Origin of the sequence: Micromonospora sp. MP36 (genome assembly GCF_008119785.1) — a bacterium.
Lineage (GTDB): Bacteria > Actinomycetota > Actinomycetes > Mycobacteriales > Micromonosporaceae > Micromonospora.
Genome location: NZ_VSFA01000017.1, coordinates 19,038 through 45,263 on the forward strand (window position 1 = coordinate 19,038; position 26,226 = coordinate 45,263).

The 26,226-nt window shown below is 70.6% G+C and carries 23 protein-coding genes; 11 read left to right on the top strand and 12 right to left on the bottom strand.

The features are described 5' to 3' along the window. Nucleotides 1–216 precede the first annotated feature (216 nt). Nucleotides 217–954: a hypothetical protein gene (locus FXF52_RS15450; RefSeq protein ID WP_148797593.1), complete on the bottom strand. Its 738-nt coding sequence runs from the start codon at nucleotides 952–954 to the stop codon at nucleotides 217–219. A gap of 260 nt (nucleotides 955–1,214) precedes the next feature. On the opposite strand from FXF52_RS15450, the gene FXF52_RS15455 reads away from it, so the two are divergent. Together FXF52_RS15455 and FXF52_RS15460 are read left to right on the top strand one after the other, a co-directional pair. Continuing rightward, the gene (locus FXF52_RS15455) at nucleotides 1,215–2,813 is read left to right on the top strand and encodes a hypothetical protein (protein ID WP_148797594.1); all 1,599 of its coding nucleotides are present in this window, start codon (nucleotides 1,215–1,217) and stop codon (nucleotides 2,811–2,813) included. 108 nt (nucleotides 2,814–2,921) lie between these two features. After that, a complete protein-coding gene (locus FXF52_RS15460) occupies nucleotides 2,922–3,233 on the top strand; it encodes a hypothetical protein (protein WP_148797595.1) in 312 nt (103 codons plus the stop codon). Here the strand turns inward: FXF52_RS15460 and FXF52_RS15465 are convergent. Beyond that, the gene (locus tag FXF52_RS15465) at nucleotides 3,220–3,867 is read right to left on the bottom strand and encodes a class I SAM-dependent methyltransferase (RefSeq protein WP_148797596.1); all 648 of its coding nucleotides are present in this window, start codon (nucleotides 3,865–3,867) and stop codon (nucleotides 3,220–3,222) included. The genes FXF52_RS15460 and FXF52_RS15465 overlap by 14 nt on opposite strands. A gap of 123 nt (nucleotides 3,868–3,990) precedes the next feature. Continuing rightward, nucleotides 3,991–4,422: an IS200/IS605 family transposase gene (gene tnpA / locus FXF52_RS15470; RefSeq protein WP_148797597.1), complete on the bottom strand. Its 432-nt coding sequence runs from the start codon at nucleotides 4,420–4,422 to the stop codon at nucleotides 3,991–3,993. A 7-nt stretch (nucleotides 4,423–4,429) separates the two neighbouring features. Between tnpA and FXF52_RS15475 the strand changes: the two genes are divergently transcribed. After that, a complete protein-coding gene (locus FXF52_RS15475) occupies nucleotides 4,430–5,590 on the top strand; it encodes a transposase (RefSeq protein ID WP_255471995.1) in 1,161 nt (386 codons plus the stop codon). A 147-nt stretch (nucleotides 5,591–5,737) separates the two neighbouring features. Here FXF52_RS15475 and FXF52_RS15480 read toward each other — a convergent pair whose 3' ends face one another. The 7 genes from FXF52_RS15480 to FXF52_RS42490 all read right to left on the bottom strand — a co-directional run bounded on the left by FXF52_RS15480 (nucleotide 5,738) and on the right by FXF52_RS42490 (nucleotide 11,668). Then, nucleotides 5,738–6,709, bottom strand: coding sequence for a hypothetical protein (locus FXF52_RS15480; protein WP_148797598.1), 972 nt, complete (start codon nucleotides 6,707–6,709; stop codon nucleotides 5,738–5,740). Nucleotides 6,710–6,808: 99 nt separating this feature from the next. After that, a complete protein-coding gene (locus FXF52_RS15485) occupies nucleotides 6,809–7,747 on the bottom strand; it encodes a PfkB family carbohydrate kinase (protein WP_222870530.1) in 939 nt (312 codons plus the stop codon). After that, the gene (locus FXF52_RS15490; protein ID WP_148797599.1) at nucleotides 7,744–9,276 is read right to left on the bottom strand and encodes a cytosine permease; all 1,533 of its coding nucleotides are present in this window, start codon (nucleotides 9,274–9,276) and stop codon (nucleotides 7,744–7,746) included. The genes FXF52_RS15485 and FXF52_RS15490 overlap by 4 nt, the downstream gene beginning before the upstream one ends. A gap of 30 nt (nucleotides 9,277–9,306) precedes the next feature. Then, nucleotides 9,307–10,332, bottom strand: a complete 1,026-nt coding sequence (locus FXF52_RS15495; RefSeq protein ID WP_148797600.1) for an ADP-ribosylglycohydrolase family protein — start codon at nucleotides 10,330–10,332, stop codon at nucleotides 9,307–9,309. After that, nucleotides 10,329–11,048 (bottom strand): GntR family transcriptional regulator, encoded by a 720-nt coding sequence (locus tag FXF52_RS15500; RefSeq protein WP_148797601.1) that lies wholly within the window; start codon nucleotides 11,046–11,048, stop codon nucleotides 10,329–10,331. The genes FXF52_RS15495 and FXF52_RS15500 overlap by 4 nt, the downstream gene beginning before the upstream one ends. Nucleotides 11,049–11,105: 57 nt before the next feature. Continuing rightward, entirely contained in the window at nucleotides 11,106–11,396 is a 291-nt protein-coding gene (locus tag FXF52_RS42485; RefSeq protein WP_222870531.1) for a hypothetical protein, read from the bottom strand. A gap of 8 nt (nucleotides 11,397–11,404) precedes the next feature. Next, entirely contained in the window at nucleotides 11,405–11,668 is a 264-nt protein-coding gene (locus FXF52_RS42490; protein ID WP_222870532.1) for an MFS transporter, read from the bottom strand. Nucleotides 11,669–11,892: 224 nt separating this feature from the next. On the opposite strand from FXF52_RS42490, the gene FXF52_RS15510 reads away from it, so the two are divergent. Further along, nucleotides 11,893–13,383, top strand: a complete 1,491-nt coding sequence (locus FXF52_RS15510; protein WP_222870533.1) for a hypothetical protein — start codon at nucleotides 11,893–11,895, stop codon at nucleotides 13,381–13,383. Between the two features lie 62 nt (nucleotides 13,384–13,445). On the opposite strand, the gene FXF52_RS15515 is transcribed toward FXF52_RS15510, so the two are convergent. Then, nucleotides 13,446–14,369 carry a hypothetical protein gene (locus FXF52_RS15515; RefSeq protein ID WP_148797602.1) on the bottom strand — a complete coding sequence of 308 codons (924 nt, stop codon included), beginning with the start codon at nucleotides 14,367–14,369 and terminating at the stop codon, nucleotides 13,446–13,448. A gap of 118 nt (nucleotides 14,370–14,487) precedes the next feature. Here FXF52_RS15515 and FXF52_RS15520 point away from each other — a divergent pair, with 118 nt between their 5' ends. Further along, nucleotides 14,488–18,270, top strand: a complete 3,783-nt coding sequence (locus FXF52_RS15520; RefSeq protein ID WP_148797603.1) for a S8 family serine peptidase — start codon at nucleotides 14,488–14,490, stop codon at nucleotides 18,268–18,270. Nucleotides 18,271–18,347: 77 nt separating this feature from the next. On the opposite strand, the gene FXF52_RS15525 is transcribed toward FXF52_RS15520, so the two are convergent. Then, on the bottom strand, nucleotides 18,348–18,590 hold the full coding sequence (locus FXF52_RS15525; protein ID WP_148797604.1) for a hypothetical protein: 243 nt from the start codon (nucleotides 18,588–18,590) through the stop codon (nucleotides 18,348–18,350). Here FXF52_RS15525 and FXF52_RS15530 point away from each other — a divergent pair. The 6 genes from FXF52_RS15530 to FXF52_RS15555 all read left to right on the top strand — a co-directional run bounded on the left by FXF52_RS15530 (nucleotide 18,580) and on the right by FXF52_RS15555 (nucleotide 26,207). Further along, entirely contained in the window at nucleotides 18,580–18,768 is a 189-nt protein-coding gene (locus FXF52_RS15530; protein WP_148797605.1) for a hypothetical protein, read from the top strand. The genes FXF52_RS15525 and FXF52_RS15530 overlap by 11 nt on opposite strands. Before the next feature lie 276 nt (nucleotides 18,769–19,044). Next, a complete protein-coding gene (locus tag FXF52_RS15535) occupies nucleotides 19,045–20,568 on the top strand; it encodes a hypothetical protein (protein WP_255471997.1) in 1,524 nt (507 codons plus the stop codon). A 294-nt stretch (nucleotides 20,569–20,862) separates the two neighbouring features. After that, complete coding sequence (locus FXF52_RS15540; protein ID WP_255471998.1) at nucleotides 20,863–22,629, top strand: glycosyltransferase family 2 protein; 1,767 nt, start codon at nucleotides 20,863–20,865, stop codon at nucleotides 22,627–22,629. After that, nucleotides 22,626–23,792 (top strand): glycoside hydrolase family 26 protein, encoded by a 1,167-nt coding sequence (locus FXF52_RS15545; protein ID WP_148797607.1) that lies wholly within the window; start codon nucleotides 22,626–22,628, stop codon nucleotides 23,790–23,792. The genes FXF52_RS15540 and FXF52_RS15545 overlap by 4 nt, the downstream gene beginning before the upstream one ends. 17 nt (nucleotides 23,793–23,809) lie before the next feature. After that, entirely contained in the window at nucleotides 23,810–24,991 is a 1,182-nt protein-coding gene (locus FXF52_RS15550) for a glycoside hydrolase family 26 protein (RefSeq protein ID WP_148797608.1), read from the top strand. Nucleotides 24,992–25,049: 58 nt separating this feature from the next. Then, nucleotides 25,050–26,207 (top strand): glycoside hydrolase family 26 protein, encoded by a 1,158-nt coding sequence (locus FXF52_RS15555; protein ID WP_255471999.1) that lies wholly within the window; start codon nucleotides 25,050–25,052, stop codon nucleotides 26,205–26,207. Nucleotides 26,208–26,226: the final 19 nt, after the last annotated feature.

Below are 26,226 nucleotides of genomic sequence, written 5' to 3' on the forward strand. Positions count from 1 at the left end.
CGGGCCCGGCCGCCCGCGTGGCGGCTGCCGCAGCGGATGGCGTTCTGGCGAGACGCCCTCGACGGCCCAGCGGCCTCGAACCGTCGCGCACGTTCTGCCGTAGTGCTCGCCTGGATCCGACGCGAACTGGCCTACTTCGAGGACAACCAGGAGACGTTCACCGCCGAACCCGATTCCGCATTCCCCGCGAGGTGCGAAGGCACCGCTTCCAGGGGGCTAAGGCCGAGATCCGGTCGCCACCGTGGTCGCGGCGGCGGCCAGCAGCTTCCTCAGCTGGGTGTGCGGGAAATGCTCCTCGGCCTCCGCCGGTGGCGTCACCCGTGTGCTGTAGAAGTCGGCATCGTGGTGGTCGTCTTGTTCGGCCCACAGGTTGCCTGCCTCGTCGCGGTGCCACACCACCTTCTCGCCGCGGAAGTCGGCGCGTTCGAGCCAGTCGGCGCCGCTGGGCCAGTAACCGTCCCAGCCCTGGGGCCGCAGCGCCCCGTACGCCGAGTCCACGGTGGTGACCGCAGCGTCCACGTCGTCGTCCTCGAAGACCGCGGCGAACCGGCAGAGCAAGGCCAGCGGCACTCCGGGGTGCGACAGCAGCGGATTTCGCACGGCGACTGCCCGGCAGATCAGATCGAGTTCCGACCAGCGCAGCGCGTACGGGTGCCAGTGCGCCAAATCGTCCCAGCCCAGCCCGGCGGGCTCGACGGAACCAGGTCCGGTGATGCCAAGTTCGTACGAGCCGAGCCGGGTGTCGACGTCGAGCAGGATGAGATGGCCGCCGCCGACGTCGAAGACGACGTTGAGCGCGGTGTCCCGCTCGTCATCGTCGTCGTCGTCCTCGTCGAGCAGCTCCTCAAGGGCGCCGAGCCGATCGGCCCCGGGGCCGTCCTCCGCGGCGAAGGTGTACCGCGCCCAGAACAGAGGATCGTGCAGCGATTCGCGCAGGGATACTGGAATGCCCATCCCACGATCATCGCCTGCCGGCGCGGCACCCCGTCAGGCGGCCGGCTGCCGTCGATCGAGCAGGTCCGGGCATACCATCCGGCACTCGCTCATCGGCAGGGGCTGCGCAACGAGTGACACCTCGCGTTCGTCCCGGACCGTAACGCACGGTCGGCGGCGGAAGCGTGCAGGCCGCACCGATGAAATCGGGTCCCGCTGGGTTGCGGACCCGGGCACTCCCGCGCTGGCCAGCAAGATGGAGGATTTCTACCCTGTGGCGTGTGGCGGAGCACTGGACCCTGATTTCCCAGCAAGAAGCGGTGGCGTACGCAGGAACGGACGCCGAGTTGTTTCACGGCGACTCCGTCACGTACGCGTTGGGGGCCGCTGCCACGGTCGTGATTCTTGATACCGGTGATCGGCCGGGCGGCAACGGTGTGTGCAGCCGTGACGAGATCTTTCTGCGCGACCCGTTCCCGGGGCCGGCCACCGCACTGACCGGAGCAGATCACCGAGATGAGCCGATGATCCTGGGATTCGTCCGCTTGCCGGATGGCTGTCTCCCACTGGGTCGCCTGCGGTTCGGTCAGGGCACCTACGTGCAGGTCGGTGCGGACGAGGACGGGCCGGGCGATCCGTACCGGATGGCCGAGTGCCTGCTGCACCTTGACGACCCTCTGCCGTGGGACGCGCTGGACCTGGCCCGGCCGGTCCCATCGCAGGAGTTACCGGATTCGGCGTGGATCTCGAGGCTGCCGGACGATCCGGTCCGCGCCATGCACGAGTTCGTCAGCCGCTGGTACGCCGATGTTCCGGCGGTCACCAACGACGCGCCGGGCTCACCCTTGCCGTTACCGCGACCCCTCCTTGAGTTCTACCGCGCCGCTGCAGGACGAGAGGAGGTACTCGGTCAGCAGAACCGCATCCTGCCCCCGGCCCGGATTCGTCAGGTCGGCGGCCGCCTGGTGTTCGGAGTGGAGAACCAGGGTGGCTTCGATCTGCTGACTGACCCGACCGGCGACGACCCCGACGTCTGGTACGGCGTGGCTCCCGGCGAGTCGGTCGCCACCCGACAACCGCTCAGCGGTTTCCTGCTGCAGTTCCTACTCAGCGAGGCGGCGCTGGTGAACCTGTTCGGTGCCTTCGCCTCCGTCACCGCCGAACAGCGACCCTGGATCGAGCGGCTACTGCAGCCGGTGCCGATGAGCCCGATGCATTGGCCGACCGGCCTGACCAGCCACTACGTCGGGCCCGGAGTCGTTGCGATGTTCGTGACCGGGCCGACGGAACAGCCGATCTGTGGGCCGGCAGCCGCTGGCGATCGGCTCTGCACCCATTGCGGAGGCCAGGTTTCAGTTGGCAACACTTCAGCGGCTGAGGCAACCCGTGCGCTCGGGGACGACATGCCTCGGCATGGTGAGATGGCGGTTGTGGTGATCATCGAGGTCGGTGGCTGGCCGACAGGTGAAACCGTCGAGGACCTCACCGAGTACGCCATGGCGGAGGGCGCTGAGGGATACGACGTGCACGAGGTGCGCCTGTGCACCTGCGCGGGCTGTGGCGGACATGTCTTCGGTCTTCGTGGTGATCTCGAGGAGCACGCAGCGAAGCGCATCTGCCGCGACTGCGGTACACAGCATTTCATCGCGGACAGCGGCCAGTACTGGGATGACGCCAGGTCCGCCATCATGGTCTGCGAGTGCGACGGTGACGGCGACGAAGAAGACTTCAACGTTGCGGTGGGCTACTCCCTCTACGCCGATGGGGACGGAATCCGTGCGATCGCCATCACGAGCCGCTGTGTCGCGTGCGGGCGACTCGGCTACTGGGACGACTGGATGATCCGCGGCGGCGAAATGCACCTGCTGGATCTCGCGTAGGCCTTGGTTGCACAACCGGAAGGCATCCTCGGCGCGCTGACCTCGACATGGCCGGGGCCCGTATCAGCTGCAGGCCGCGATCGTCGCGGTGCACGCAGAGGCCGGCCGGTGGGAGAACCCGACCGGCCGCAGATCCTGGTCCTCTACACGATGCTGGACCGGCTCGCCCCGTCGCCGGTCACCAAGCTGCACCGGGCCGTCGCCCTGCGGTATGTGGCCGGGCCCGATGCCGCGTTGGCGGCAGTCGACGAACTCCGCCAAGCCCTCGGCGGCTATCACCTGTGGCACGCCACCCGGGCTGAACTGCTGCGCGACCTCGACCGCCCGGACGAGGCACACGAGGCGGACAGGCGGGCGCTGGACCTGACCGCCAACCCGGCCGAGCAGTCCTTGTTGCGGCAGCGGATCAGTTGGACTTGACCGCGTGGACGCGTTCGACGGTGCCGGCCTTCAGCCTTTCTGTCTCGACGATCTCGAAACCCGCTGCCCGTACCAGGGGTAGCTGACGGCGGGTGAAGTGCTCGCCGGCCGCGCGAATGGTAACCCGTTCGAGGAGCCACTGGGCGGCGTGAACCGGTGGCCAGGTGCTACGGACGTGGTCCAGCAGGAGCAGCCGGCCGCCCGGTACGAGGACCCGCTTCATCTCGCTGATCCCCTTCACCGGGTTGGGGATGGTGCACAGCGACAGGGCGCAGACCACCGTGTCGAACGAGGCGTCGTTGAACGGCAGCCGCTCCGCGTCGCCCTCGTACAGGTCGACGGTACGGCCGAGGTCGGCCGCCCGCTGCCGGGCGATGTCCAGCATCGCCGGGCTCAGCTCGATCCCCGAGAGGGTCACGTCGGCGGGGTAGTGCGGCAGGTTCCGGCCGGTGCCGATGGCCACCTCCAGCACCCGACCACGCGCGCGGGCGCCCAGCCACTCCCGGCCGCCACTGAACATGGTCCGCTCGAGGAACGCGATCTGCCTGTCGTAGCTGGGTGCGGTCCTGTCCCAGACCCGCCGCTGCTTCGCAGCCGGGGTCTCGCCGGTCTTGCCCTTGGCGGTGCTGCCCATGACGGTAGTCCTTCCACGCTGGCGAGGTCGGGATGGTGCAGTCCTACTTCTGCCTGTGTTGACTTTCAACGTGATTTAGCGAGGAATCCCGGTCCTTCAGCTTCAGGGCCGGGAGGAATCGCGTCACGAGCCTGGGCGTTTCTGGTTTTCGATGTATTCGCGGATGACGGTGAGGGGTGTCCCGCCGCAGGATCCGGCGAAGTACGAGGGTGACCACAGGTGGCCGTGCGTGATGTGCCGGTTGATCCGGTCGGTGAATTCCTGCCGCAGGTAATGCGTGGAGACGGCCTTGAGTCGGTTGACCAGGGTTGAGATCGGCAGTTTCGGTGGGTAGTGGACGAGCAGGTGGACGTGGTCGTCTTCGCCGTTGAACTCCCGCAGTTCCGCGCCGAGTTTGTCGCACACGTCGGCCATGATCTGCCTACATCGGGCGAGCATGGCGTCGTTGAACACGTCCCGCCGGTACTTTGTGACAAAGACAAGATGAACGTGCAGGTGGTAAACGACGCTACGGCCGCGCCGAACATCTGGATCCGGAGTCCATCGCGGCGACATAGACACGATGGTACACTGTGGACGTGAAGGTCGTCGTGCAGGTTCGGCTGTACCCGGACGCCGCCCAGGAGGCGCGCTGCGGGCGACGCTTGACCTGTGCAACGAGGCCGCGAACCTCGCCTCAACTGAGGCATTCCAGCGGCGGATCTACGCGAAGCAAGCACTCCAGCGACTCACCTACGGGCGGTTGAAGGCGATGGGCCTGCCGGCCCAGCCGGCGATCCACGTCGCCCGCAAGGTTGCTGGCGCGTACGCCACCCTAAAGGCCACCATCGGTGCCGGTAACCTCGGCAAGCCCGGGAAGCGCCGCCGCAAGGCTGAGGGAAAGCCGATCCGGTTCCGTCGGGATGCCGCGCAACCGTTCGACGACCGGTGCCTGTCGTGGCGGCTCGCCGACCGCACGGTGTCGATCTGGGCCGTCGGCGGCCGGTTGAACCGAGTCCGGTTCGGCTGCTCCGAGCAGCTGTACGTCACCCTGGTGACGCACCGGCGGGGTGAGTCCGACCTGGTGCACCGTGACGGCAAGTGGTTCCTGTACGCCACCTGCGACATCCCTGACGTGGAGGTGAAAGAGCCGGACGGGTTCCTCGGCGTCGACTTGGGCATCGCGAACATCGCCACCACCAACGATGGCACCCGGCACTCCGGCAAGGGTTTGAACCGGGTCCGGCATCGTAACCAGCGGTTGCGGGCCAAGCTTCAGCGCATCGGCACCAAATCGGCCAAGCGGCTGTTGAAGGCCCGCCGGCGTAAGGAAGCCCGGTTCGCGGCCGACACCAACCATCGCATCGCCAAGCAGATCGTGACCGAGGCCGAACGCACCGGCCGCGGCATCGCCCTGGAAAACCTCAGCGGCATCCGCGACCGGGTACGGCTCCGACGGCCCCAGCGGGTCACCCTGCACACGTGGGCATTCCACCAACTCGGCCAGTTCATCGCCTACAAAGCAGCCCGGGCCGGGCTGGCGCTCGTTCACGTCAATCCGGCGTACACCTCGCAGGGCTGCTCCACCTGCGGACACATCGCCAAAACCAACCGCCCCAACCAATCCACCTTCCGATGCACGTCATGCGGCTTCGCTGAGCACGCCGACGTCAACGCAGCCCGCAACATCGCCACCCGCGGTGCCACGGACTGGGCAGCCGTCAGCCTGCCAAACGCGGCGTGACCGATGCAGCCAGCACCGAACACGATCTGCAAGCTCGGCCCCTTCAGGGCCGAGAAGCTGACCCACCAGGATCGCTGATCGGGGGAGTGGCCTCCGGAGGGGCGCCCTTGACGGGCCGATTCCCGCTCGGCGGCTGATGGATGAGCGTCAGTGAAAGGCCACGTTGTACAGGCGTGCCTTGTAGAACTCCGCCCCGTACGACAGGGAGCGGGTGAACGACCGCGCCCCCGCGGCGTCGAAGAACTGCACCGTCGGGCTGACCCAGTCCCGGGTGTCCCCGTGGTACGTCGCCCCGGTGGCCTGCACCCAGAACCGCTCGCCGGAGCTGTGCTGCGAGTATGACTTCACCGAGTTGTCGGGATAGGCCTGGGTCACGGCGTACGTGGTCTTGTTGATGGTCATCACCTTGCTGCCGTCCGTGGCCAGCATGAGGTTGCTGTCGGAGTAGCTGGCGTCCAGGCTGTGTCCCAGATGCGCGCCGATCGAGATCGACCGGGAGAGGGACAGCCGCGTGCTGCGGTAGGTCCCGGACACGGTGTAGATCCGGGCGTAGTCCTGGCCGATCGCCCACAGCTTGCCGGAGACGTCGTCCCACCAGACGCCGTGCGCGCCGGGGAAGGAGATGGTCTGGACCAGCGCCAGGGTGCTCGGGTCGCTGATCGCAGTGGGGCCGTAGAGGTAGAGGTATCCGCCGGAGGATGCCACCACGATCGCGCCGATGTTCGGGATGCGCTCGATCGCGTGCGGGTTGTTGCCCGGTGTGGCGTACCAGAGGAGGTCGTTGAGTTCCTGCGCCGCCTCGGTGGTCTTGTTCACGATGCCGACCTTGCCGCCGGACGCGGTGACCAGGGCGACCACGCCGAACGCCGCGGTGTTGCGGAACTTGACGTCGGAGAGGTTCGACCAGCCGTTCGCGGTGCCCGGGCTGAAGCTCCACTTGAGCGTCGAGGTGCTCCAGGCCGAGTTGGACGGGTAGATCTGGATCTGGTTGTGGTACTGCTCGCAGACGGCCACGTCGTAGCTGGCGTACGCCTGCGCCGGTGCCTCGCCGAGTAGTGCGGCGGCCGGAGCGGCTGCGGCGGCTGCGGCGGCGGCCTTGAAGATCGCTCTTCTACGCAAAACACACTCTCCCCGAACGTCCTGAATGGACCAATCGAGGGATGCTAACCCGCGTCGATTGATTGTGTCAGCGGTCGGCTGGTTTGCTGATGCGCTCCCTCACCCAGGCGCGCGCCCCGCCAGCAACTCGTCGACCTCCATGGCGGTCGGGGCGGTCGCGGGCCCCTGCCGTGTGACGGCCAACGCTGCGGCGGCGTTGGCACGACGGACGGCCTCGACCGGGTCGAGACCGCTCACCAGGGCGGCGATGAAGGCGCCCACGTGGGCGTCGCCGGCGCCGTTGGTGTCCACGACGGTCACCGGGAACGCCGGCACGCGCACGGACCGGCCGGCCGCAGCGAGGATGGCGCCCTGCGGCCCGGTACGGACCACCACGCCGGCCCGCCCGGTGGCCGCCGCCAGGGACGCGGCGGCTGCCTCCGGATCGGCGTGATCGGTGAGGATCCGCGCTTCCCGTTCGTTGCAACTCCACCAGTCGGCACGTTCCCGCGCGGACGTCAGGACGGACCCGGGTATCTCGGCGACCAGTGGGCCGGGGTCGACCACGACGGTGACCTCCGGGGGGACCGTCGGCAGCCAGGCCGCCAGCGCCGGGCCGTTGGACGGGTAGGCCAGGCTGTAGCCGGAGACGTACACGACGTCGCCGGGGCGCAGGTCGATCCGGGCCAGGTCCGCCGATCCGAGCCGGGCCTCCGCGCCGACGCTGGTGGCGAACGTGCGCTCCCCGGCCGGGTCGATCAGCGCGACGCTGAACCCGGTGTCGACCTCCGGTAGCGCCGGCTGCACGAGCTCGACTCCGGCCTGGGTCAGCTGCTCGCGGGCCAGGTCGGCGAACGGTCCGCTGCCGTGCATCCCGGCGTACGCCACGGGCAGGCCCTGGCGTGCGGCGCTCACCATGACGTTGAGCCCGCCCCCGGCGGTGATCCGGCTGCCGGAGGCGAGCACGTCCCCGCCGACCTCCGGCAGCCGCGGCAGGTACATCACCACGTCGATGACGACGTTGCCGGTGTGCACCAGCCGGGCCGGCCGCGCGGTCACGGCCGTGCCTCCGCGGCGGTCCGGTCGTCGGCCGGCGCGTTCCCCGCCGGCCGGGCGGATCCGAGCCGCCCCGCCTCGCCGCCGCGCCGGGCGCCCGCTACGGCGAGCAGCAGGTACAGGGCACCGGCGACGACGAAGGCCGCGACCCAACCGAGGCTGTTCGTGCCCAGCCAGGAGTCCGCGAGCGGACCGCTGAACCAGACGTCGTCCGCCGAGGTCGAGGCCGTGGTGAAGAGCAGACCGAAGACGGTACCGGCCAGCCACGGCAGCAGGGCCGCCCAGCGGATGCCGCCCTGGTACCAGTAGACGCTGGTACGGGTGGTGTCCATCAGTCCGCGCGGGTCGTACTCGCGCCGGAGGAGCATGTCGGCCAGGAACACCGCGACCCACGCGGTGATCGGCACGGCCAGCAGCGAGATGAAGGTGATGAACGGTCCGTAGAAGTTGCCGGCGATCAGCATGAAGTAGATCCCACCGGCCAGCGTGAGCACGATGTCCAGGCCCACGGCCACCACCCGGCGGGTCCGGATGCCGAGGGTGATCATGGTCAGGCCCGCGGAGTAGACCGAGAGGTTGTTGGAGAGCAGCAGACCGCCGAACGCCGCGAGCAGGTACGGCACCGCCATCCAGGACGGAAGCATCACCTGGATCGCCGACACGGGGTCGCTGGCGGAGGCCAGGTGGCCGTCGCCGGCCGAGAGCAGCCCACCCAACCCGATGAGCAGGAACAGCGGGATTCCGGCGCCGGCCGAGGCGGCCGCGACGATCCGCCCGCCCGAAACGTTCCGGTGCTGGTAGCGGGCCATGTCGGCGCCGGCGTTCGCCCAGCCGATGCCGGTGCCGGCGGCGATCACGCCGATCCCGGCGATGACGACGCTCAGCGGGGCGGCCGGGGCGTCGAGCACGGCCTGCCAGTTCACCCGCGTGATCAGGAACGCGGCGACCACGACGTTCAACGCGCCGAAGACGTACGTCGCCCACTGCTGGATCCACACCAGCGTGGCGTGCCCCAGGCCCGAGACGACCAGGGTGAGCGCCACGAAGGCCAGCAGGCAGATCACCGTCAGCACCGGGTTCGCCTTGAGCCCGAACGCGATGTTCAGCAGCGCCAGCAGCGCGTACGCGGCGGTCGTCGTGTTGACCGTCTCCCAGCCGACCCGGGACAGCCACGACACCACCGTCGGCCCGTGGTTGCCGCGGGGTCCGAAGACCGCGCGGGACAGCGTCATGCTGGGCGCGCCGCCCCACTTCCCGGCCACGCTGATCAAGCCGACCAGGGCGAAGGAGCCGAAGGAGCCGATCGCGGCTACCAGCAGCGCCTGCCAGATGTTCATGCCGCGCAGCGCGACCAGGGTGGCACCGAGCGGCAGCCCCAGGATGGAGATGTTGGCCGCGAACCAGACCCAGAAGAGCTGGCCCGGGCGGCCCGTACGCTCGGCGGGGGGCACCGGTTCGATGCCTCTGGTCTCGATGGCACCGACCCGGTTGGTGTCGGCCGGGCTCGTGCCGGCCAGTTCCGTTGTGGACATCGTCGTCCTGCCTTTCCCTGCGTTTCGGCGTCAGCGGGGCTGACGGAGGGCGAGCAGGCGTGTCGCCAGTTCTGTCAATGGGAGGTGGTTGGTTTTCTCGATCGTTTCCAGCGCGGTGTCCGGGAAGGACGCGACACCGTGGCCGGCGCCGGCGATGGCGCCGACCATGGCGGCGATCGTGTCGGTGTCGCCGCCGAGCCCCGCGGCCAGCAGGCAGGCCTGCCACGGGTCGTCGGGGTGCACGGCGAGCACCGCGAAGGCCGCCGGAACGGACTCCTGGGTTGCCACACTCGTCCCGACCAGGCGGTAGATCAGGTCAGCCGCCGCCTCCGGCGTCCGTCCCGCGACCAGGTCGGTGGCCCAGGCGATCCGGGCCGGGATGTCCGCCGCCGCGACCCAGTTGCCCCGCCCCGCGGCGAGCTGCGCCGCCCGTACGGCGGTCGCGGTCGCGGTCGCGGTGTCCGCGCCGTCCAGACCGGCGCTGACCGCGGCGGCGACGGCGGCGGCGCCGGCCAGGGCGACGCCGGTGTTGTGGGTGACCCAGCTCGCCTCGACGACCCGGTCGACGAGCCGGGCCAGGTCGGTCGCGGGTACGGCGACCCCGACCGGGGCGATTCGCATCGCCGCCCCGTTGGTCGTCCCGAACCGGCCGGCTTCCTCGAGCGGGCGGCCGGCGGCCACGGCGGCGACCGCGGCTCGGGTCGACGGGCCGAGCAGGTCCAGTGAGCCGCGCCGGCGCATGTCGTCCTCCCACGCGAGCAGCTCGCGGGCGAGGCGGTGGCCGTCGACGCGGCCCCGGCCGTCGAGCAGAAGCCGCGCGAGCAGCAGTGCCTGCTCGGTGTCGTCGGTCACCGACCCGGCGGGCATCCCGGGCGCGATCGGCTGGTCCGCCGGCCCCGGCTCGAAACCGGTCAACCGGCCGTAGCGGGCGAGGATCCGCTCTCGTGGCATGGACTGGGTCGGCATGCCGAGCGCGTCGCCGACGGCGAGCCCGGTCAGGGTCGCGACCGCCCGCGATTCGATCGTCGCGGACGGGGCCGGAGTCGGGGCACTCATTCCGGCGCCTCCCCGAAGCGCAGGTGCAGGCGGAACCGGGCGGGGTCCAGCAGGCTCTCCACGTGCTCGACGAATTCACCGCGCGCGTCCCGGCTCAGTCGGCGGGTGCGCAGGAAGAGCTTGCCGGCGGTGCAGTCGAGCAGCTGTGCGTCCGACTGTGTGACCTCGGCGAGCTCCACCCACTCCTCGCCCTGCGTCGGCACGAGGCCGGCCGAGTGCAGCGCCGTGTACAGGGACCCGGTGAGGCCGTGCTCGGGTAGCTCGCGCAACGGGCCGACGGCCGGGATCCGGCTCCGCTCGATGGAGATCGCCGCGCCTCCGTCGAGGGACCGGAGCCGGTCGACCGCGACGCATTCGGCGGACGGCAGGTCGAACCGTTCCGCCAGCTCGGGCTCGTGGACCAGCTCGAGGCGCAGGACGCGTACGGTTGTCGGGACGCCTTGTTCCGCCAGGGCCCGGGACCAGCCCAGCCGGTCGTCGATCGTCCGGCCGTCGAAGGTCACGAACGAACCCTTGCCGGAGCGGGTCTCGATCAGCCCTCTGCGGCTGAGTTCGGTGAGGGCCTGACGGACGGTGTTCCGGCTCACATCGAAGCGGGTCGCGAGTGCGTGCTCGCCGGGCAGTTGGGTGCCGCGGGCGAGCCGGCCACCTCGGATCTCCCGGGCGAGCTGCTCGACGACCCGCTCGTGCTTCAGCTTGAGCACCTGTCCAAACATGTTCAGAAGGCTAGCCCTGACCTGCACCTTCGGCAACAGCCGACATGATCATCCTGGTCAGCCGCGGACGACGTGCCGGTCTGGGGCGCGGCGCAGAACGGCGAAGGCCGCGATCGGGACCAGCAGCAGGGTCAGCCCGCCGGACAACACCAACCCACCGCCAGCTCCGGCCAGTTCGACAAGGGGGCCGCCGATCATCAGGCCGAGCGGGGCGGCCACCATCGAGCCGGTCGTCCAGAGCGTTACCACCTGCTGCTGTTCGTCGGGCGCAACGCCGGACTGCAGGAAGCTGTAGGCGATGGGCGTGAACGGCGCCCACACCAAGCCGCCAAGTCCGAACACGATCATCGCGACGGTCAGGCTTCCGGCGGAAGCCAGCGCGATCGGACAAAGGCCCACAACGCGATGATCGCGATGAGGAGATGACGTTGCGGAAGGTTCCGCATCTGGTTGACCAGCGCCGCACCGACGAACGCGCCAACGCCCAAGGCGCCCCACATGAGGCCGAGGCCGGTCGCGTCCACGTCCAGCGTCCCGCGTACGAAGAGCGGTAGGGCGATCTCGGTCGGCATGTAGAGGAAGTTGAAGAAGAACTCGACGACCAGCAGACGGGCGGCCACCGGACGCCGACGCAGAATCCGCCAGCCCGACTCACCGGAGGGTGGATGTCGGGTCGCTGCCTGCTCCCGGAGGACTCGGGGGACCGAGGTGACGACGGCGGCCAGCAGGATCAGCGCGCCGCCGGCGTCGAAGAAGAGGGCGACGCCAGGGCTGTCGCTGGTGCCTGGCCGAGGCCGTCGACCTGGCAGCGGGACGAGAGGACTGGCGGGCCCGGTTCGACCCGGTGGCGGACGACCTCCGTGCCGCCCTGGCCTGGGCGGCCGACCGGCCGGAGCAGCGCGCGGATGCGTACCGCCTCGCCCGGTCCCTGGCGGAGCTGGCCTTCACCCGCAAGCTCATCGGCGAGTCCCAGCATCGCTACGAGCAGGCGGCCGCGCTCGCGGATGACCCGGCCGCCTCCGCATCGATGCTCCGGCACGCCGCGGCGGTGGCCGGATGCCGGATGCGCGGTGATGACATGTACCGCTTCCACCGCGCGGCCGCGGATGCCGCCCGCCGGTCCGGTGACCCCGCCGGTGCCGCCTGCGACCTGGCGACCGCCGCCACCAACGCGTACCGGTACTGGAGCAAGTTCGAACGGATCCCTCCGCCGGAGGAGGCGATCGCGCTCGTCAGCGAGGCCCGGGAGTTGGCCGGCGATGACCCGGCCGCCCAGGCCGCGGTGGCGCTGGCCGAGGCCGGGGTGCTCAGCGACGCGTTCGGTGCCCCGCAGGGCCCACCCGACAACGCCGTACCGGAGACGACCGCGCGCGCCGAACGGGCGGTCGAACTCGCTCACCGCACGGGCGACCCGCTCGCCGAGTCCGCCGCGCTCGATGCGCTGCTCGGCGCCCAGAGCTGGGCCGGTGACACGTTCGCCGCCGCGGCCACGACGCGGCGCCGGATCGCGCTGCTCTCGGCAACGCCGGATTCTCCGGCCAGAACCCACGAGCTGGTCGATGCGCTCGCCGAGGCCGCCGAGGCCAGCCTCGGCGCGGGGGACCTGCCCGGCGCCCGCCGGTGGGCACGGCAACTCGCGGATCATCCGTTGCTGGCGGAGGTGGGCCATCGTGCCACGAGCTGGCTGTTGGTGGTCGACGCGTTCGCGGGCAACGTCGACGAGGTACTCACCGGCAGCGCCCGGTTCCTCGAAGCGTGGCAGCGGGCCGGCAGCCCCGCCAGCTCGGTCCTCGCCCGGCCGGTGGCCGGTGTGGCGATGATCCACGGCCTACGCGACGACCACGACGCCCGCCTCGTCTGGAACGCCGTCCTGAGTCGGCTCGGCCCCCCGCCGGGGCATGCCCACGGCTACGGCGCCGTCTTCGACGCGATGCTTCTGCTCCACCACGGGCAGGCAGGGGAGGCGTTGGAACGGATGGCGCCCGAGCCCGGTGAGGTGTGGAAATGGGTCACCTGGATCTGGCTCCACTGGTATGTGGCGCTGCGCGCCGAAGCCACCGTGCTCGCCGGGAGCCCTGACGCCGGCGGCCGCCTCGCCGAGGCCCGGACCGTCGTGGCCGGCAACCCGGTCGCCAGTGCCATTGTGGAGCGGGCCGAAGCGCTGCTCGACAACGACCAGGAGCGGTTGCTCGCCACGGCAGACGCATTCGACGCCGCCGGTTGCCGCTACCAGTCGGCGCGGACCATGGTGCTCGCCGGCGGCGACCATGCCGCCCGCGGCGCGGCCGCGCTCGCCGATCTCGGCCTCGCCCCGATGGCCCGCCCCCGGCACTGACCAGCCGCCCGATCGACCAGACCGGCCTGATTCGGGTATCGGTCCCTGCCGTTGTCGACCGGTTACGCCCAGCCGTGATGCCGTGCGTGCCAGCCGAGCTGGATCCGGGTCGTGACGCCGGCCCGGTCCATCAGGGCGCGGATGCGTCGTTGGACGCTCCGGGCGGAGAGCTGCATCTGGTGGGCGATCACCTCGTCGGTCAGGCCCGCGAGCATCAGGTGGAGCAGGCGGGTGTCCACCGGGTTCACGTCCCCGCCCTGCTGGCGGTACGGCCGGGCACGCTGCCAGACCGACTCGAACAGGGCGATGGCCAACGCCACCAGTGGCCCGTGCAGCAGGAGCGTCGTGTGGTCACCCGCGCCGACCGGAACCATCGCGACGTCGCGGTCGGTGACGATCAGCTTCATCGGAACCTGGTCGACGACGCGTACGTCAGCGCCACCGGCGAGGGAATGCTCGACCGATTCGACTCCGTTCGGTTGACGGAGGAAGTGGGCGTCGACGACCGCGCGGACGCTCACCCCACGGCCGAGCGCGATCGGCTCACTGTGGTTCTCCTCATGGGTGACCACCCGGTTGTTGTCGGTGATGAAGGCGTCGATGCACTCGCGTGCGCCCAGCTGAAGCTGGCCGAAGCGCCGGGCGATCTCCTGCGTCCCCTCGACGATCTCCACCAGCCCTTGTGCCACCCGGCCTCGGGTGGCGGCCTGGTGCTGGGCGGCGAGTTCGGCGACGGCGAGTTCGGCGCGGTACAACCGGTCGCGGCGGGACAGGAGCTCGGTCATCAGCGCGAGCCCGGGGTCGACCACGCGGTAGCGGTCCTCGTGCCGAGAACGGGTCACCAGCCCGCGAGCGGCCAGCCCGTCCAGCAGCGCGGTCGCTTTGTCGGGGGAAACTCCGAGGCTGGCCGCGGCCGAGTCGGGCCGTCCGACGAGCGCCCGGTAGACCAGTTCCTCCTCCGGGGTGAGCCCCAGCTCGTCCAGCATCTGGTCCTCCTGTCGGTTTCTCGCCATGACGTGATTTCGACGCCCCGCGTATCTGCAGAAGGCCGTGATCCTCCGGCAGAGTCTGCCTGTCTGATTATCGACAGGAAGGGACGCGTCCGTGACTTCCCACCATCCGCGCGCGGCACTGGCCGCGTTGGCGGTCGGCGCCCTTGTCGTGGCCCTGGCGCCCGTAGTCGCCGCATCGCCGGCCGCCGCCGTGGCGGGTGCCGGCAACGACGTCGGCACCGTCACCGCAGTCACGCTGGTCACCGGCGACCGCGCCCTGATCCGTACCGGAGCCGACGGCCGGCGGCTCGTCTCGCTGGAGCAGGCGGACGGACGCCGTGGCGTCGCCACCATCCGGGAGGACGGCGACGCGCTCTACGTGATTCCCGAGGATGCGCTCGCGCTGGTCAGCGCCGGCACCGTCGACCGGCGGCTGTTCGACGTCAACCTGTTGGTGCGCAGCGGCTACGACGACCGGGCGTCGGACAAGCTCCCGGTGATCACCACCTACGGGTCGGCGGTCGCCGCCCGCTCGGCTCCGCCCGCCGGCACCAACCAGCGTCTCGCGCTGCCCGTCGTCGACGGTGCCGCCCTCGACGTGGACAAGGCCGAGGCGGCCACCGCATGGAAGTCGTTCACCAGGGCGGCGGGTACGCGATCGGGCGGCGCGCAGCTCACCGGACTGTGGTTGGACGGCCGGGTGAAGGCCGACGGGGCATCCGACACCGTGGTCACCGCCGGCGCCTCGGGTTCGGCGACCGCGTTGCCGCCGCCCACCGTTCCGCTCACCGGTGCCCCTGCCGCCTGGCAGAAGGGATTCAACGGCGCGGGCGTGAAGGTGGCCGTCCTGGACACCGGGTACGACGCGGGTCACCCCGACCTGGCCGGCCGGGTCGTCGCCGCCAAGAACTTCACCTTCAGTCGGGACGCCGACGACCGGCAGGGCCACGGCACGCACACCGCCTCCACCGTGGGTGGCTCGGGTGCGGCGAGCGCCGGGCGGTATGCCGGTGAGTCCCCCGGTGCCGACCTGTTGATCGGCAAGGTGCTCGGCGACGACGGCTACGGCCAGGATTCCTGGATCATCGCCGGCATGCAGTGGGCGGTCGACCAGGGCGCCAAGGTGGTGTCGATGTCGCTGGGCGATGCCAGCAGTACGGCGTGCAAGGGCCCGACGGTCGACGCGGTGAAGCTGCTGTCCGACCGGGCACTGTTCGTGATCGCGGCCGGGAACTCCGGGGCCCGGGGAAGCGTCAGCACACCCGGCTGCGCCCCCGAGGCGCTGGCGGTCGCCGCGGTCGACCGCGACGGTGCGACGGCGGCGTTCTCCAGCCGAGGGCCGGCTGTCGGCGAGCACTACGCGAAGCCGGACATCTCCGCCCCGGGAGTCGACGTGGTCGCGGCCCGCGCTGGTGGTCGCGGTGAGCGCGCGTACACCACCATGTCCGGCACGTCGATGGCCACGCCGCACGTCGCCGGGGCGGCGGCGATCCTCGCCCAGGCCAGTCCCGGCCTGACCCCGACACAGTTGAAGAACACGCTCATCTCCGCGGTCGGGAAGACGGGCGCTCCGGTGATGGAGCAGGGCGCGGGCCCGCTCGACGTGGATCGCGCGGTCGGCGAGCAGGTGACCGGCCCGGGCACCACCAGCCTGGGCGAGTATGACTGGCCGCATGTGGACCAGTCCCCGCAGACCACGCCGATCACCCTCACCAACTCCGGCGACAGCACCCGCACCTACCACCTGGACCTGGACGTGCGGGGCGATGACGGCAGCCGGGCACCGAATGGCACCGTCGAACTGGGGGTGCGTCAGGTGACGGTCCCGCCGCACGGCGCCGCCACCATCCCGGTGACCGCCGAACCCGACCCGCACAAGCAGCCCTCGGACGCCGCGTACGGCCTGTTCACCGGCCGGATCGTGGCTACCGTGGACGGAGGACGGCGCGGCCGGGTCACCGCACCGGTCTCCCTGTGGCTGGAGCCGAAGACGGTCACCCTGACGTTGCGGGCGCTGGACCGATTCGGGGCTGCCGCCGCCCTGCCGTCGCAGGTCGATGTCGTGTCGCTCGATCGGGACATCGTGCGCCGCTACGCCTTCGGCGGTCCGGAACTCAGCGTCCGGGTGCCCGCCGGCGCGTACTCGCTCGTCGCGTTCGTGGCCACCCGCGATCTGGCCGACGGCAATGGACTGGTTTCCTCGGTCTCGTTCCACGCCCGCCCCGAGGTTGTCCTCGACAAGGACACCACGATCACCTTCGATGCCCGTGCGGCGGAGAGGATCGCGGTGCACACCGACCGTCCCTCGGAGGTGCGCGGCTACACCACCGGCTACGCCCGCCGCTGGAATGAAGCCGGCCGTCTCGGCGTGGCGACCTACCTGAACGTGCCGGACTTCGTCCACGACCTGTACATGGAGGAGTCTTCGGCCGCCAAGGACGGCAGCTTCACGTACGCCACTCAGGTGCGCGCCTACGCGCTGCGCGCGGAGCTGACCGTGGCGGGGGAGAAGGTCGCGTACGAGCCGGCGAGCACCCGCGCCGAGTTTGACGGCACCGGCTCGGCGGAGCTGGTCGACGTCGGCGACGCGGCCCAGCTGGCGAGCGCGGACGTGCGGGGCCGGGTGGCGCTCGTCTCCAGCCGTCCGCAGTACCCGAACGACTACCTTGCCCGGGACGCCAAGAAGGCCGGCGCGGTCGGTGTCGTCCTCGGCTACCCGGACTACCCGGGACGCTGGGACTACCCCACCTCCCTTCCCGGCGTGCCGATCGTCCAGCTGGAGACCGCCGAGTTCGCCGCGTTGCGGGCTCGCCTGGCCGCCGGCGCGCCGGCCGCCATTTCCTGGCATGGTACGGCGCTGGCCACGAGCCCGTACGTGTACAACCTCGCCCAGTCCGGCTCAGGGCGGATCCACGTGCGCGACATCGTCGCCCGTGACCGGGACCTCGCGTCGATCCCGTCGCGCTGGTACGGGATGAAGGACGGCGCGGTACGCACCGACGCGGTCTTCGCGCAGCCGACGGCCTGGAACACGGCCGTGCAGACGGGCACCGACAAGCACCCGATCGCCGCCCCGATCGCCCGGACGGAGCTCTTCACGGCCGACGACTCCCTGCGATGGACGCAGCGTGGCTCCAGCGACCAGTTCCACACCGAGTACCTGTACGACGGCCCGTTCAGCTACCGGCCAGGGCAGCAGCCCGACACCACCTGGTACCGGGGCATCATGCGCCCGGTGCCGCCGCGGGCCGGCACCGGCCTGGAGAACGCCGCGGTGCGCGACGGTGACGACCTGGTCTTCGCGGTGCCAAGCTGGGGCGACGCGGCCGGCCACGATGGGGTGTCGGGCACGCGGGACGCCAAGTCGGCGCTGCTGACCGTCGACGGCGCGCCGGTGATCCCGGTTGCCGGCAGGTACCGCGTCCCCGAGGGCCCCGCCACGGTCACCTACACCCAGGAGGTCACCCGGTATCTTCAGTTCTATCCGGGTTGGACGGGCAGCGCCGGCAGCCGTACGGAGTGGACCTTCTGCACCTCGGCCACCGACCAGGGCCGGCTTCCCGTCCTGTTCCCCGCGTACGAGGCCGATCTGGACGATTACAACAGCGCTCCCGCCACGGCGACCTTCCCGCTGACGATCTCTGCGGACCGGCAGGGCGGCGCCAAGGTCGAGCTGACCGACGTCAAGGTCGAGTACGCCATCGGCCAACAGCAGACGGCGGGCACCATCACCTCCTGGAAGCCGGCCACGGTGACCGGCGGGGGCACGTCCTGGACGGCGACGCTCGATCAGAGCACCGCCTCCGGCCAGTACGTCTCGCTACGGGTGACGGCGACGGCCGGTGACGGGTCGACGGTGCGGCAGACGGTGGTGCGCGCCTACCCGGTGTCCTGACGTCACCGCGACTGTCACCCCGCCCCCGGCCCGCTTCATGGGCCGGGGGCGGTCGGCTCTGTGCATCTCTCAGCCACTCACGCCACTAGGGGCTGCTCGGCCAGTTCGGTCAGCTGCACGGTGCACAGGCCGCGTCGTTCAACGCGTACGTCGGTCACCTTGAGCTGCCTGCCGGGGCGGGAGTGACCTTCGCCCTGGCGGTGATGGTCGCGGTCGTGCTCCGGCACGTACCGGCCTTCGGTGACCAGCAGGCCGGACCGCAGTCGCCGAGGCGCGTGCCGGGACATGAACACGCCCGGCCGGTGGCGGATGCTGGTCACGGCCGCCAACCGCCAGCCGGCGGTGGCAGCCTACGTCCGTGGCGCCGGCGACGCCGCGTTCCGCCCCTTCGCGCTGATCGTGCTAAGCCCGGAGGAGGGCCTCCTCGCCGCGACCGACGCGTTCGTGGCACCCGACCTGTTCGCCACGTTCGGTCTGGCGGCGAGCCCCGGACGGTAGCGCCCCGGGGCCCGGGGAGCAGCTCCTCCGCGCGCCAATCATCGCATGTTTTGCCAGCTCCGTCCGGGTATGCCACTTTCGCCGCTTTTGAGGAAGTTCGGTCCCTGCTGCTGAGGTTTGCTCAATAAGCTCCGAAGCGAGCTGCCGCCCGGCCCCAGGACCCCTGGTGCGGGTCGCGCTGCTCCATCCGCGCACCACGCGGACACCTGCCTGACGCCGCCCTCTCCGGCGGCCTGGGCTTCGACCGCCGGAATCCACGGAGATGCGTGAGACACGATGAAGGACGCGGACACGATGGTGCTGCCCCGGCTCGCGTCAGCCGAGGTCAGCGTCGAGGACCCCTGGGGGGAAGGCCGTGGCGCCCCCGCCTCCGCCCCCGGTCGCCCGGCGGCCGGCACCGCGCGGTGGCGTAGCGTCGCGTGGCTGGTCCCGGCGCTGCTGATGGGCGCGCTGAGCGTCGTCGGCGCCGGCGCCCCCGGACTACGGACGGAAGAGCTCGCGACCTGGGCCGCGGCCAGGTCGTCCTGGCGGGACAACTGGTCGATGCTCCACTCGGGCGACGCCACCGCAGCGCCCTACCACCTGCTGATGCGCGCGTGGGCGGAGGCCTTCGGCACCTCCGACCTCGCCCTGCGCGCGCCCTCCATGCTGGCCATGACCGGGGCGGCGGCGCTGGTCGGCGTACTCGCGGCCCGGATGTTCGCACCGGCCACCGGGGTCCTGGCTGGGGTGATCTTCGCGCTGCTGCCGACCTCGACGCGGTACGCGCAGGAGGCCCAGCCGTACGCCCTGACCATGCTCGCCGCGGTGCTCGCCACCTGGCTCCTGCTGTCGGCGATCGACGGACCCTGGTTCTGGCGCTTCGCGCGCTACGCCGGCGCGGTGGTGCTGCTGGGGCTGTGCAACGTGGTCGCGCTGCTGCTGCTCGCCGGCCACGGCTGGGCCGTGTTCGCCTTCCGGCGAGGGCGGACGCTCCGGTGGCTGGCCGCCGCGGCGATGGGCGCGCTGCCCGCGGCCGGGCTGCTCTGGCTCGCCGCGCCGCACGGCGCGCAACTCGCGCGGAGCGCGCACCCGAGCCTGCCGATGCTGGCCGCGGCGCCCCGCGAACTGTTCGGCGTCGCCGCACTGGGCGCCGTGCTGCTCGTGTTGGCGCTGTTCAGCCTCCCGCTGCGCTACTCCGCCGCCCTCTGCACCGCCTGGGCGGTGGTGCCCCCGCTGGCGCTGCTGCTGATCGCCCAGGTGGCGCCGGTCTGGCTGCCCCAGTACCTGCTCTTCACGCTGCCGGCGTGGGCGATTCTCGGCGCGGCCGCCCTGTCCCGGGCCCGGCTGGGATGGGCCGCCGGCGTGCTGGCGGCGATCGCCGTGATCGGCGCGCCGGCCCAGCTGGCCCTGCGGGAACCGGACGGACACCAGCAGGCCAGCCGCCGGCTCGCGGCGGTCATCGAACACCGCCTGCAGGCCAACGACGGTGTCGTCTACAGCGCCGCCGACCCCGGCGACGGGCGGGTCGGCCGGAACCTGGTGGCGCACTACCTGCCCGCCGACCGCCGGCCGCGAGACGTGCTCGGTCCACAGGGCGTCGACGGCCGGCAGCCGGCCGCCCGGTGCACCGACGTGGCCGGGTGCCTGCGCGGCACGCGGCGGCTGTGGGTGATCCGGCTCGGTGCCCGCACGGACCCGGTGCAGGGCATCGGCGGGGCGACGGAACAGCTGCTCCGCACCAGATATCAGGTGGCGCAGGTCTGGCGACCGACGGGGCTGACGCTGGCCCTGCTGGTGAACGAGCGGACCGATCTCTGACCGTGGCCGCGCCGGCGGGGAGCGCCGGATCCCGTTGACCGTACCTGTATTGCGAACTGTCCATCCGTATCAGCCGCGCACGACCGGTCAGCGCCGAGTTCGTGGCGAGCAAGTCGAACCCTTGGGGGAACCGTGGGCGTCGCTGTCGATACCCGTCTGTCTGAAGCCGCGGGGGAGGGGACCACCGGTGGCAGGCGTGCGCCGGTCGCCTCGGCTCAGCCGTCATCCGGCCAGCGCCCCGACCGTCGCCTGCTGAACATCAAGGCGCGCCTCGTGTACGCGAAATGCGGTGCGGTGGCGGGACCCCTGGTTGCCCCGCGGCACCCACGGGCCCCGGTCGAGTTCCGCCCTGTCGCCTCGCCCGCGGCACGGCTGATCCTGACGCTGCTCGTCCTGGTCAACAGCGCGGCCGGGCTGGTGCTCATCGGGTGGCTGCTGCTGCCTCAGCACGTACCCGGATCGGGCGTGCTCGGGCTCGGCGGCTGGCAGACGGTGGCGGCCCGGCTCGGCTTCTGCGTGGTCGTCGGGGTCGAGCTGATACGCCTCGCGCAGAACGTGGTCGTCTGGGTGTTCGCCTACCACGCCAAGGACCCGGTCCCGGTCGACCCGCCGGTCGGCCTGCGGGTGGCGTTGCTCACCACCATCGTGCCCAGCAAGGAGCCGATCGACGTGGTCGAGCGCACCCTGGGGCGGCTGCGCCAGCTGGTGTACTGCGGCCAGGTGGACGTCTGGATCCTCGACGAGGGTGACGATCCGGCGGTGCGGGAGATGGCCGCGCGGCTCGGCGTGCACCACTTCAGCCGCAAGGGCCGCCCCGAGTACAACCAGCCGAGCGGTGAGTTCCGCGCCAGGACGAAGTCGGGCAACCACAACGCCTGGCGGGCCGAACACGAGCACCGGTACGACGTGGTCGCCAACGTCGACCCGGATCACGTGCCGCTGCCGAACTTCCTGGAACGCACGCTCGGATACTTCCGCGACCCGGACGTCGCCTTCGTGGTCACGCCGCAGGTCTACGGCAACATGCACCAGAACTTCGTCGCGCACGGCGCCTCGGTGCAGCAGTACCTCTACAACGGCCTGATCGCGCGGGGCGGGAACGGCCTGGACGCCCCGCTGCTCACCGGCACCGGGCATCTCTACCGGCCGGCGGCGTGGCGGACCATCGGCGGCTACCAGGACTCGATCATCGAGGACCACCTGACCAGCATCCGGATCCACTCGGCCGTGAACCCGGAGACGGGCAACCAGTGGAAGGGCGTCTACACCCCGGACGTGGTGGCCCTCGGGGAGGGCCCGACGTCGTGGGCGGACTACTTCAACCAGCAGAAGCGCTGGGCGGCCGGCATCTGCGAGATCCTGGTACGCCCGGAGCTGCGCGCGCCCCGCGAGCTGGGCGCGCGGCGGCGCTGGCAGTACCGCCTGCTCCAGTTCTACTACCCGAGCGTGGCGGTCAGCCTGCTGCTGGGCAACCTCGCCACGGCCCTCTACCTGCTCACCGGGGTGAGCTCCACCCAGGTCGACGCCGCTTTGTGGTCGGTGCTGTGGGGTTCGAGCATTGTCACCTGGTTCGTGCTGTGGCTCTGGCTCCGCCGCTTCAACATCGCGCCCCACGAGCGGGAGGAGATCGGCATGGTCGGCATGGCCCTGGCGCTGTTCGCCGGGCCCGTCTACGTGGCCGCGGCCGTCGGCGCGCTGCTGCGGCGCAAGCTCGGGTTCGTGGTGACGGCCAAGGGGAAGCTGCGCACCACCGAGTCGCTCGGCACCTTCCGCCTGCACCTGTGCTGGGCAGCCTGCGCCGCCGGCCTGCTCGGCGCGAGTTTCCTGCTCGACAACAGCTTCCCCCTGCTGCGGGTGTGGCCGGTGCTGACCCTCCTGACCGGGCTTGTCCCGCCGCTGATCGCGCTCGTGTCGAACATCCGGGCCAACCGTGAGCAGCCCGACGAGACGGCCGAGCCCGCCGAGCCCGCCGAGCCCGCCGAGCCTGCCGCTCGCGCGGCTGACGGCGAGGAGCGCCACCCGCCGAAGTCACGGGTGGCGGCTGAGGGGGTGCTGCAGTGAGGAGGCTGACCGGGCCGCGGGTGCTGATGGTGTTGATCGGTGCGCTGCTGACCTACGCCTCCGCTTCGGCCCTCGCCACCACCTCCCGCCCCGGACAGGATGCCCCGTCCGGACGGGCGGCGAAGACCGAACCGGGCCGGGGGCTGGCGGCCGGAGCCGCCCAACCCGCCGGGTCGCCCTCGGCTCGACAACTCTTCCCGCCGCCCGGCAAGGCGTTCATCGGAGTGATGACCGAGAAGGGCCCGCACGACTTCACTGCGACGAACATGGTCGCGGCGGCCGCTAAGCACCAGCCGCAGGTGATGCTCTTCAGCTCCGGGTGGGCGGCCGATACGTTCGACCGGACGCTGTTCGACCAGATCAAGGACCGGGGCATGCTGCCGATGCTGGGCTGGGAGCCCTGGGACTACCGGTTGGGCGAAGCGGCCATCAGGAAGGGGCTGTCCGCCGAGGAGATCGACCGGGCACGCAACGAGCAGGCCCAGTACCGGTTGGCCAACATCGCGCGGGGGGACTTCGATGGCTACCTGCGGTCCTGGGCGGAAGGGATCAAGTCGCTCGGCTACCCGGTGGCCATCCGGTTCGCGCACGAGATGAACGGCTACTGGTATCCGTGGTGCGAGTCGGTCAACGGCAACCAGCCGGGTGACTACGTCAAGGCGTGGCGGCACGTACATGACCTGTTCCGGTCCGTCGGGGCCACCAACGTCACCTGGGTGTGGAGCCCGAACAACAGGTGGGACGACTCGACGCAGAAGATCGGCACGTTCTATCCGGGCGATTCCTACGTCGACTGGGTGGGCCTCTCGGGCTACTACAGCACGGTGTTCACCTCGGAGTACCGGTCCTTCGACACGATCTTCAAGCAGAGCATCGAGGAGATCCGGGCCTTCAGCAGCAAGCCGCTGGTCATCACCGAGACCGGTGCCTCCGACGCCAACGGGCGTAAGGCCGAGTGGATCACGGAAACCTTCCGGGCCCTGCCGAGCTACCCGGACATCATCGGTGTCATCTGGTTCGAGGTGAACAAGGAGAAGGAACTGGACTGGCGCATCGTCAGCTCACCGGCCGTGGCGAATGCCTTCGCCACGGCGGTCGCCGACCCTCGCTACCAGTTCACCTGGTCGCCGGACATGCTTCCGCGCACGAAACTGGAGAATTAGATGTCTGGGATTCGCCGATGATGAGGTTGAGTCTTCCGCGGGTGCTGATGGTGCTGACCGGCGCGTTGCTGCTGACGTACGCGTTCGCCATCGCACCGACCACCGCGTCCGAAGGCCGGGAGGACGGCCCGGCCGGCCGGCTGGTGCGGGCCGAGCCGGGTAGGCCGGCGCCCGCCGAGGCCAAGGCAATGGCGACGGACGCACCGGTCCCGCCGCCGCGCCCGGCTGCGGAACTCTTCCCGCCGCCCGGCAAGGCGTTCATCGGGCTGATGACCGAGAAGGGCCCGCACGACTTCACCGCGACGAACATGTTCGCGGCGGCCGCTAAGCACGAGCCGCAGGTGATGCTCTTCAGCTCCGGGTGGGCGGCCGACACGTTCGACCGGACGCTCTTCGACCGGATCAGTGAGCGCGGCATGCTGCCGATGCTGGGCTGGGAACCCTGGGACTACCTGGTGGACCAGGCGGCCCGCGAGAAGAACCTGCCCTCCCGCGATATCGACAAGATCCGGTCCAACCAGCCGACCTACCGCCTGTCCCGCATCACGGGTGGGGACTTCGATCCCTACCTGCGCTCCTGGGCGGAAGGGATCAAGTCCCTCGGCTACCCGGTGGCCATCCGGTTCGCCCACGAGATGAACGGCGACTGGTACCCGTGGTCCGAGGCGACCAACGGCAACCGGCCCGGCGAGTACGTCCAGGCGTGGCGCCACGTACATGACCTGTTCCGGGCCGTCGGAGCCACCAACGTCATCTGGGTCTGGAGCCCGAACGCCCGATGGGACAAGTCCACCGTGAAACTGTCCGACGTCTACCCGGGCGACGACTACGTCGACTGGGTGGGCGCCACCGGCTACTACGGCACAGGGGTCTTCACGGACTACCGGTCCTTCGACGCGATCTTCGGCCCCACCCTCACCGAGATCCGCGCGTTCAGCCGGAAACCGATGGTCATCACCGAGACCGGTGCCACCGACGCGACCGGGCGCAAGGCCGAGTGGATCAAAGACGCCTTCCAGACGCTGCCCCGGTACAAGGACATCATCGGCCTCATCTGGTTCGAGGTGAACAAGGAACTCGACTGGCGGGTCGCCAGTTCCCCGGCCGTGGCGAAGGCGTTTGCCGACGCGGTCGCGGACCCTCGCTACCAGTTCGCCTGGTCGCCGGACTCGCTCCCGCGTACCACGGTCGACAACTAGACGTGCGCAGCACCGAGAACGGGGAAGTGCCATGGTAAGGCTGACCGCTCCACGGGTCGTGACGGTGTTGATCGGCACGTTGCTGCTGACCTACGCCTTCGCCGTCGCGCCGGCCACGACGTCCGGAACCCGGGACGAGCCGACGTCCGACCGGCTTGCGAAGACCGAACAGCGGGACTCGGTGGTGACCGCCGAAGCCAATTCGGTGGCGACGGATCCACCGATCGAGCCGCCCCGACCGGCGGTGGAGATCTTCCCGCCGGCGGGAAAGGCGTTCATCGGGGCCTTCACCCAGAAGGGCCCGTACGACTTCACCGCGCTGGACACCTTCACGACGGCCGCGAAACACCAGCCGCAGGTGATGCTCTTCAGCTCCGGGTGGGCGGCCGACACGTTCGACCGGATGCCCTTCGACCAGATCAAGGACCGGGGCATGCTGCCGATGCTGGGCTGGGAACCCTGGGACTACCGGTTGGACGAAACGGCCCGCCGGAAGCGGTTGCCCGCCCGCCAGATCGACAAGATCCGGTCCAACCAGCCGGCCTACCGCCTGTCCCGCATCACGCGCGGGGACTTCGATCCCTACCTGCGCTCCTGGGCGGAAGGCATCAAGTCCCTCGGCTACCCGGTGGCCATCCGGTTCGCGCACGAGATGAACGGCGACTGGTACCCGTGGTGCGCGAAGGCCAACGGCAACCGGCCGGGCGACTACGTCAAGGCGTGGCGCCACGTGCATGACCTGTTCCAGGCCGTCGGAGCCACCAACGTCATCTGGGTCTGGAGCCCGAACGCCCGATGGAGCAGGTCGACCGTGAAACTCTCCGAGGTCTACCCGGGCGACGACTACGTCGACTGGGTGGGCGCCACCGGCTACTACGGCACCGGCGCCTTCTCCCGCTACCGCTCCTTCGACGCGATCTTCAACCCCACCATCGCAGAGATCCGCGCCTTCACCAGGAAGCCGATGGTCATCACCGAGACCGGCGCCTCGGACGGCCACAAGCGCAAGGCCGAGTGGATCAGGCAGGCCTTCCAGGTGCTGCCCCGGCACAAGGACATCATCGGCCTCATCTGGTTCGAGGTGGACAAGGAACTGGACTGGCGCGTCGTTAGCTCTCCGGCCTCGGCGGCGGCCTTCGCCAAGGCGGTCGCCAACCCCCGATACCAGTTCAGCTGGTCCCCGGACATGGTCCCGCGTACCGGACTGGACGGTTAGCTCGTCGGTCCCCGACGCT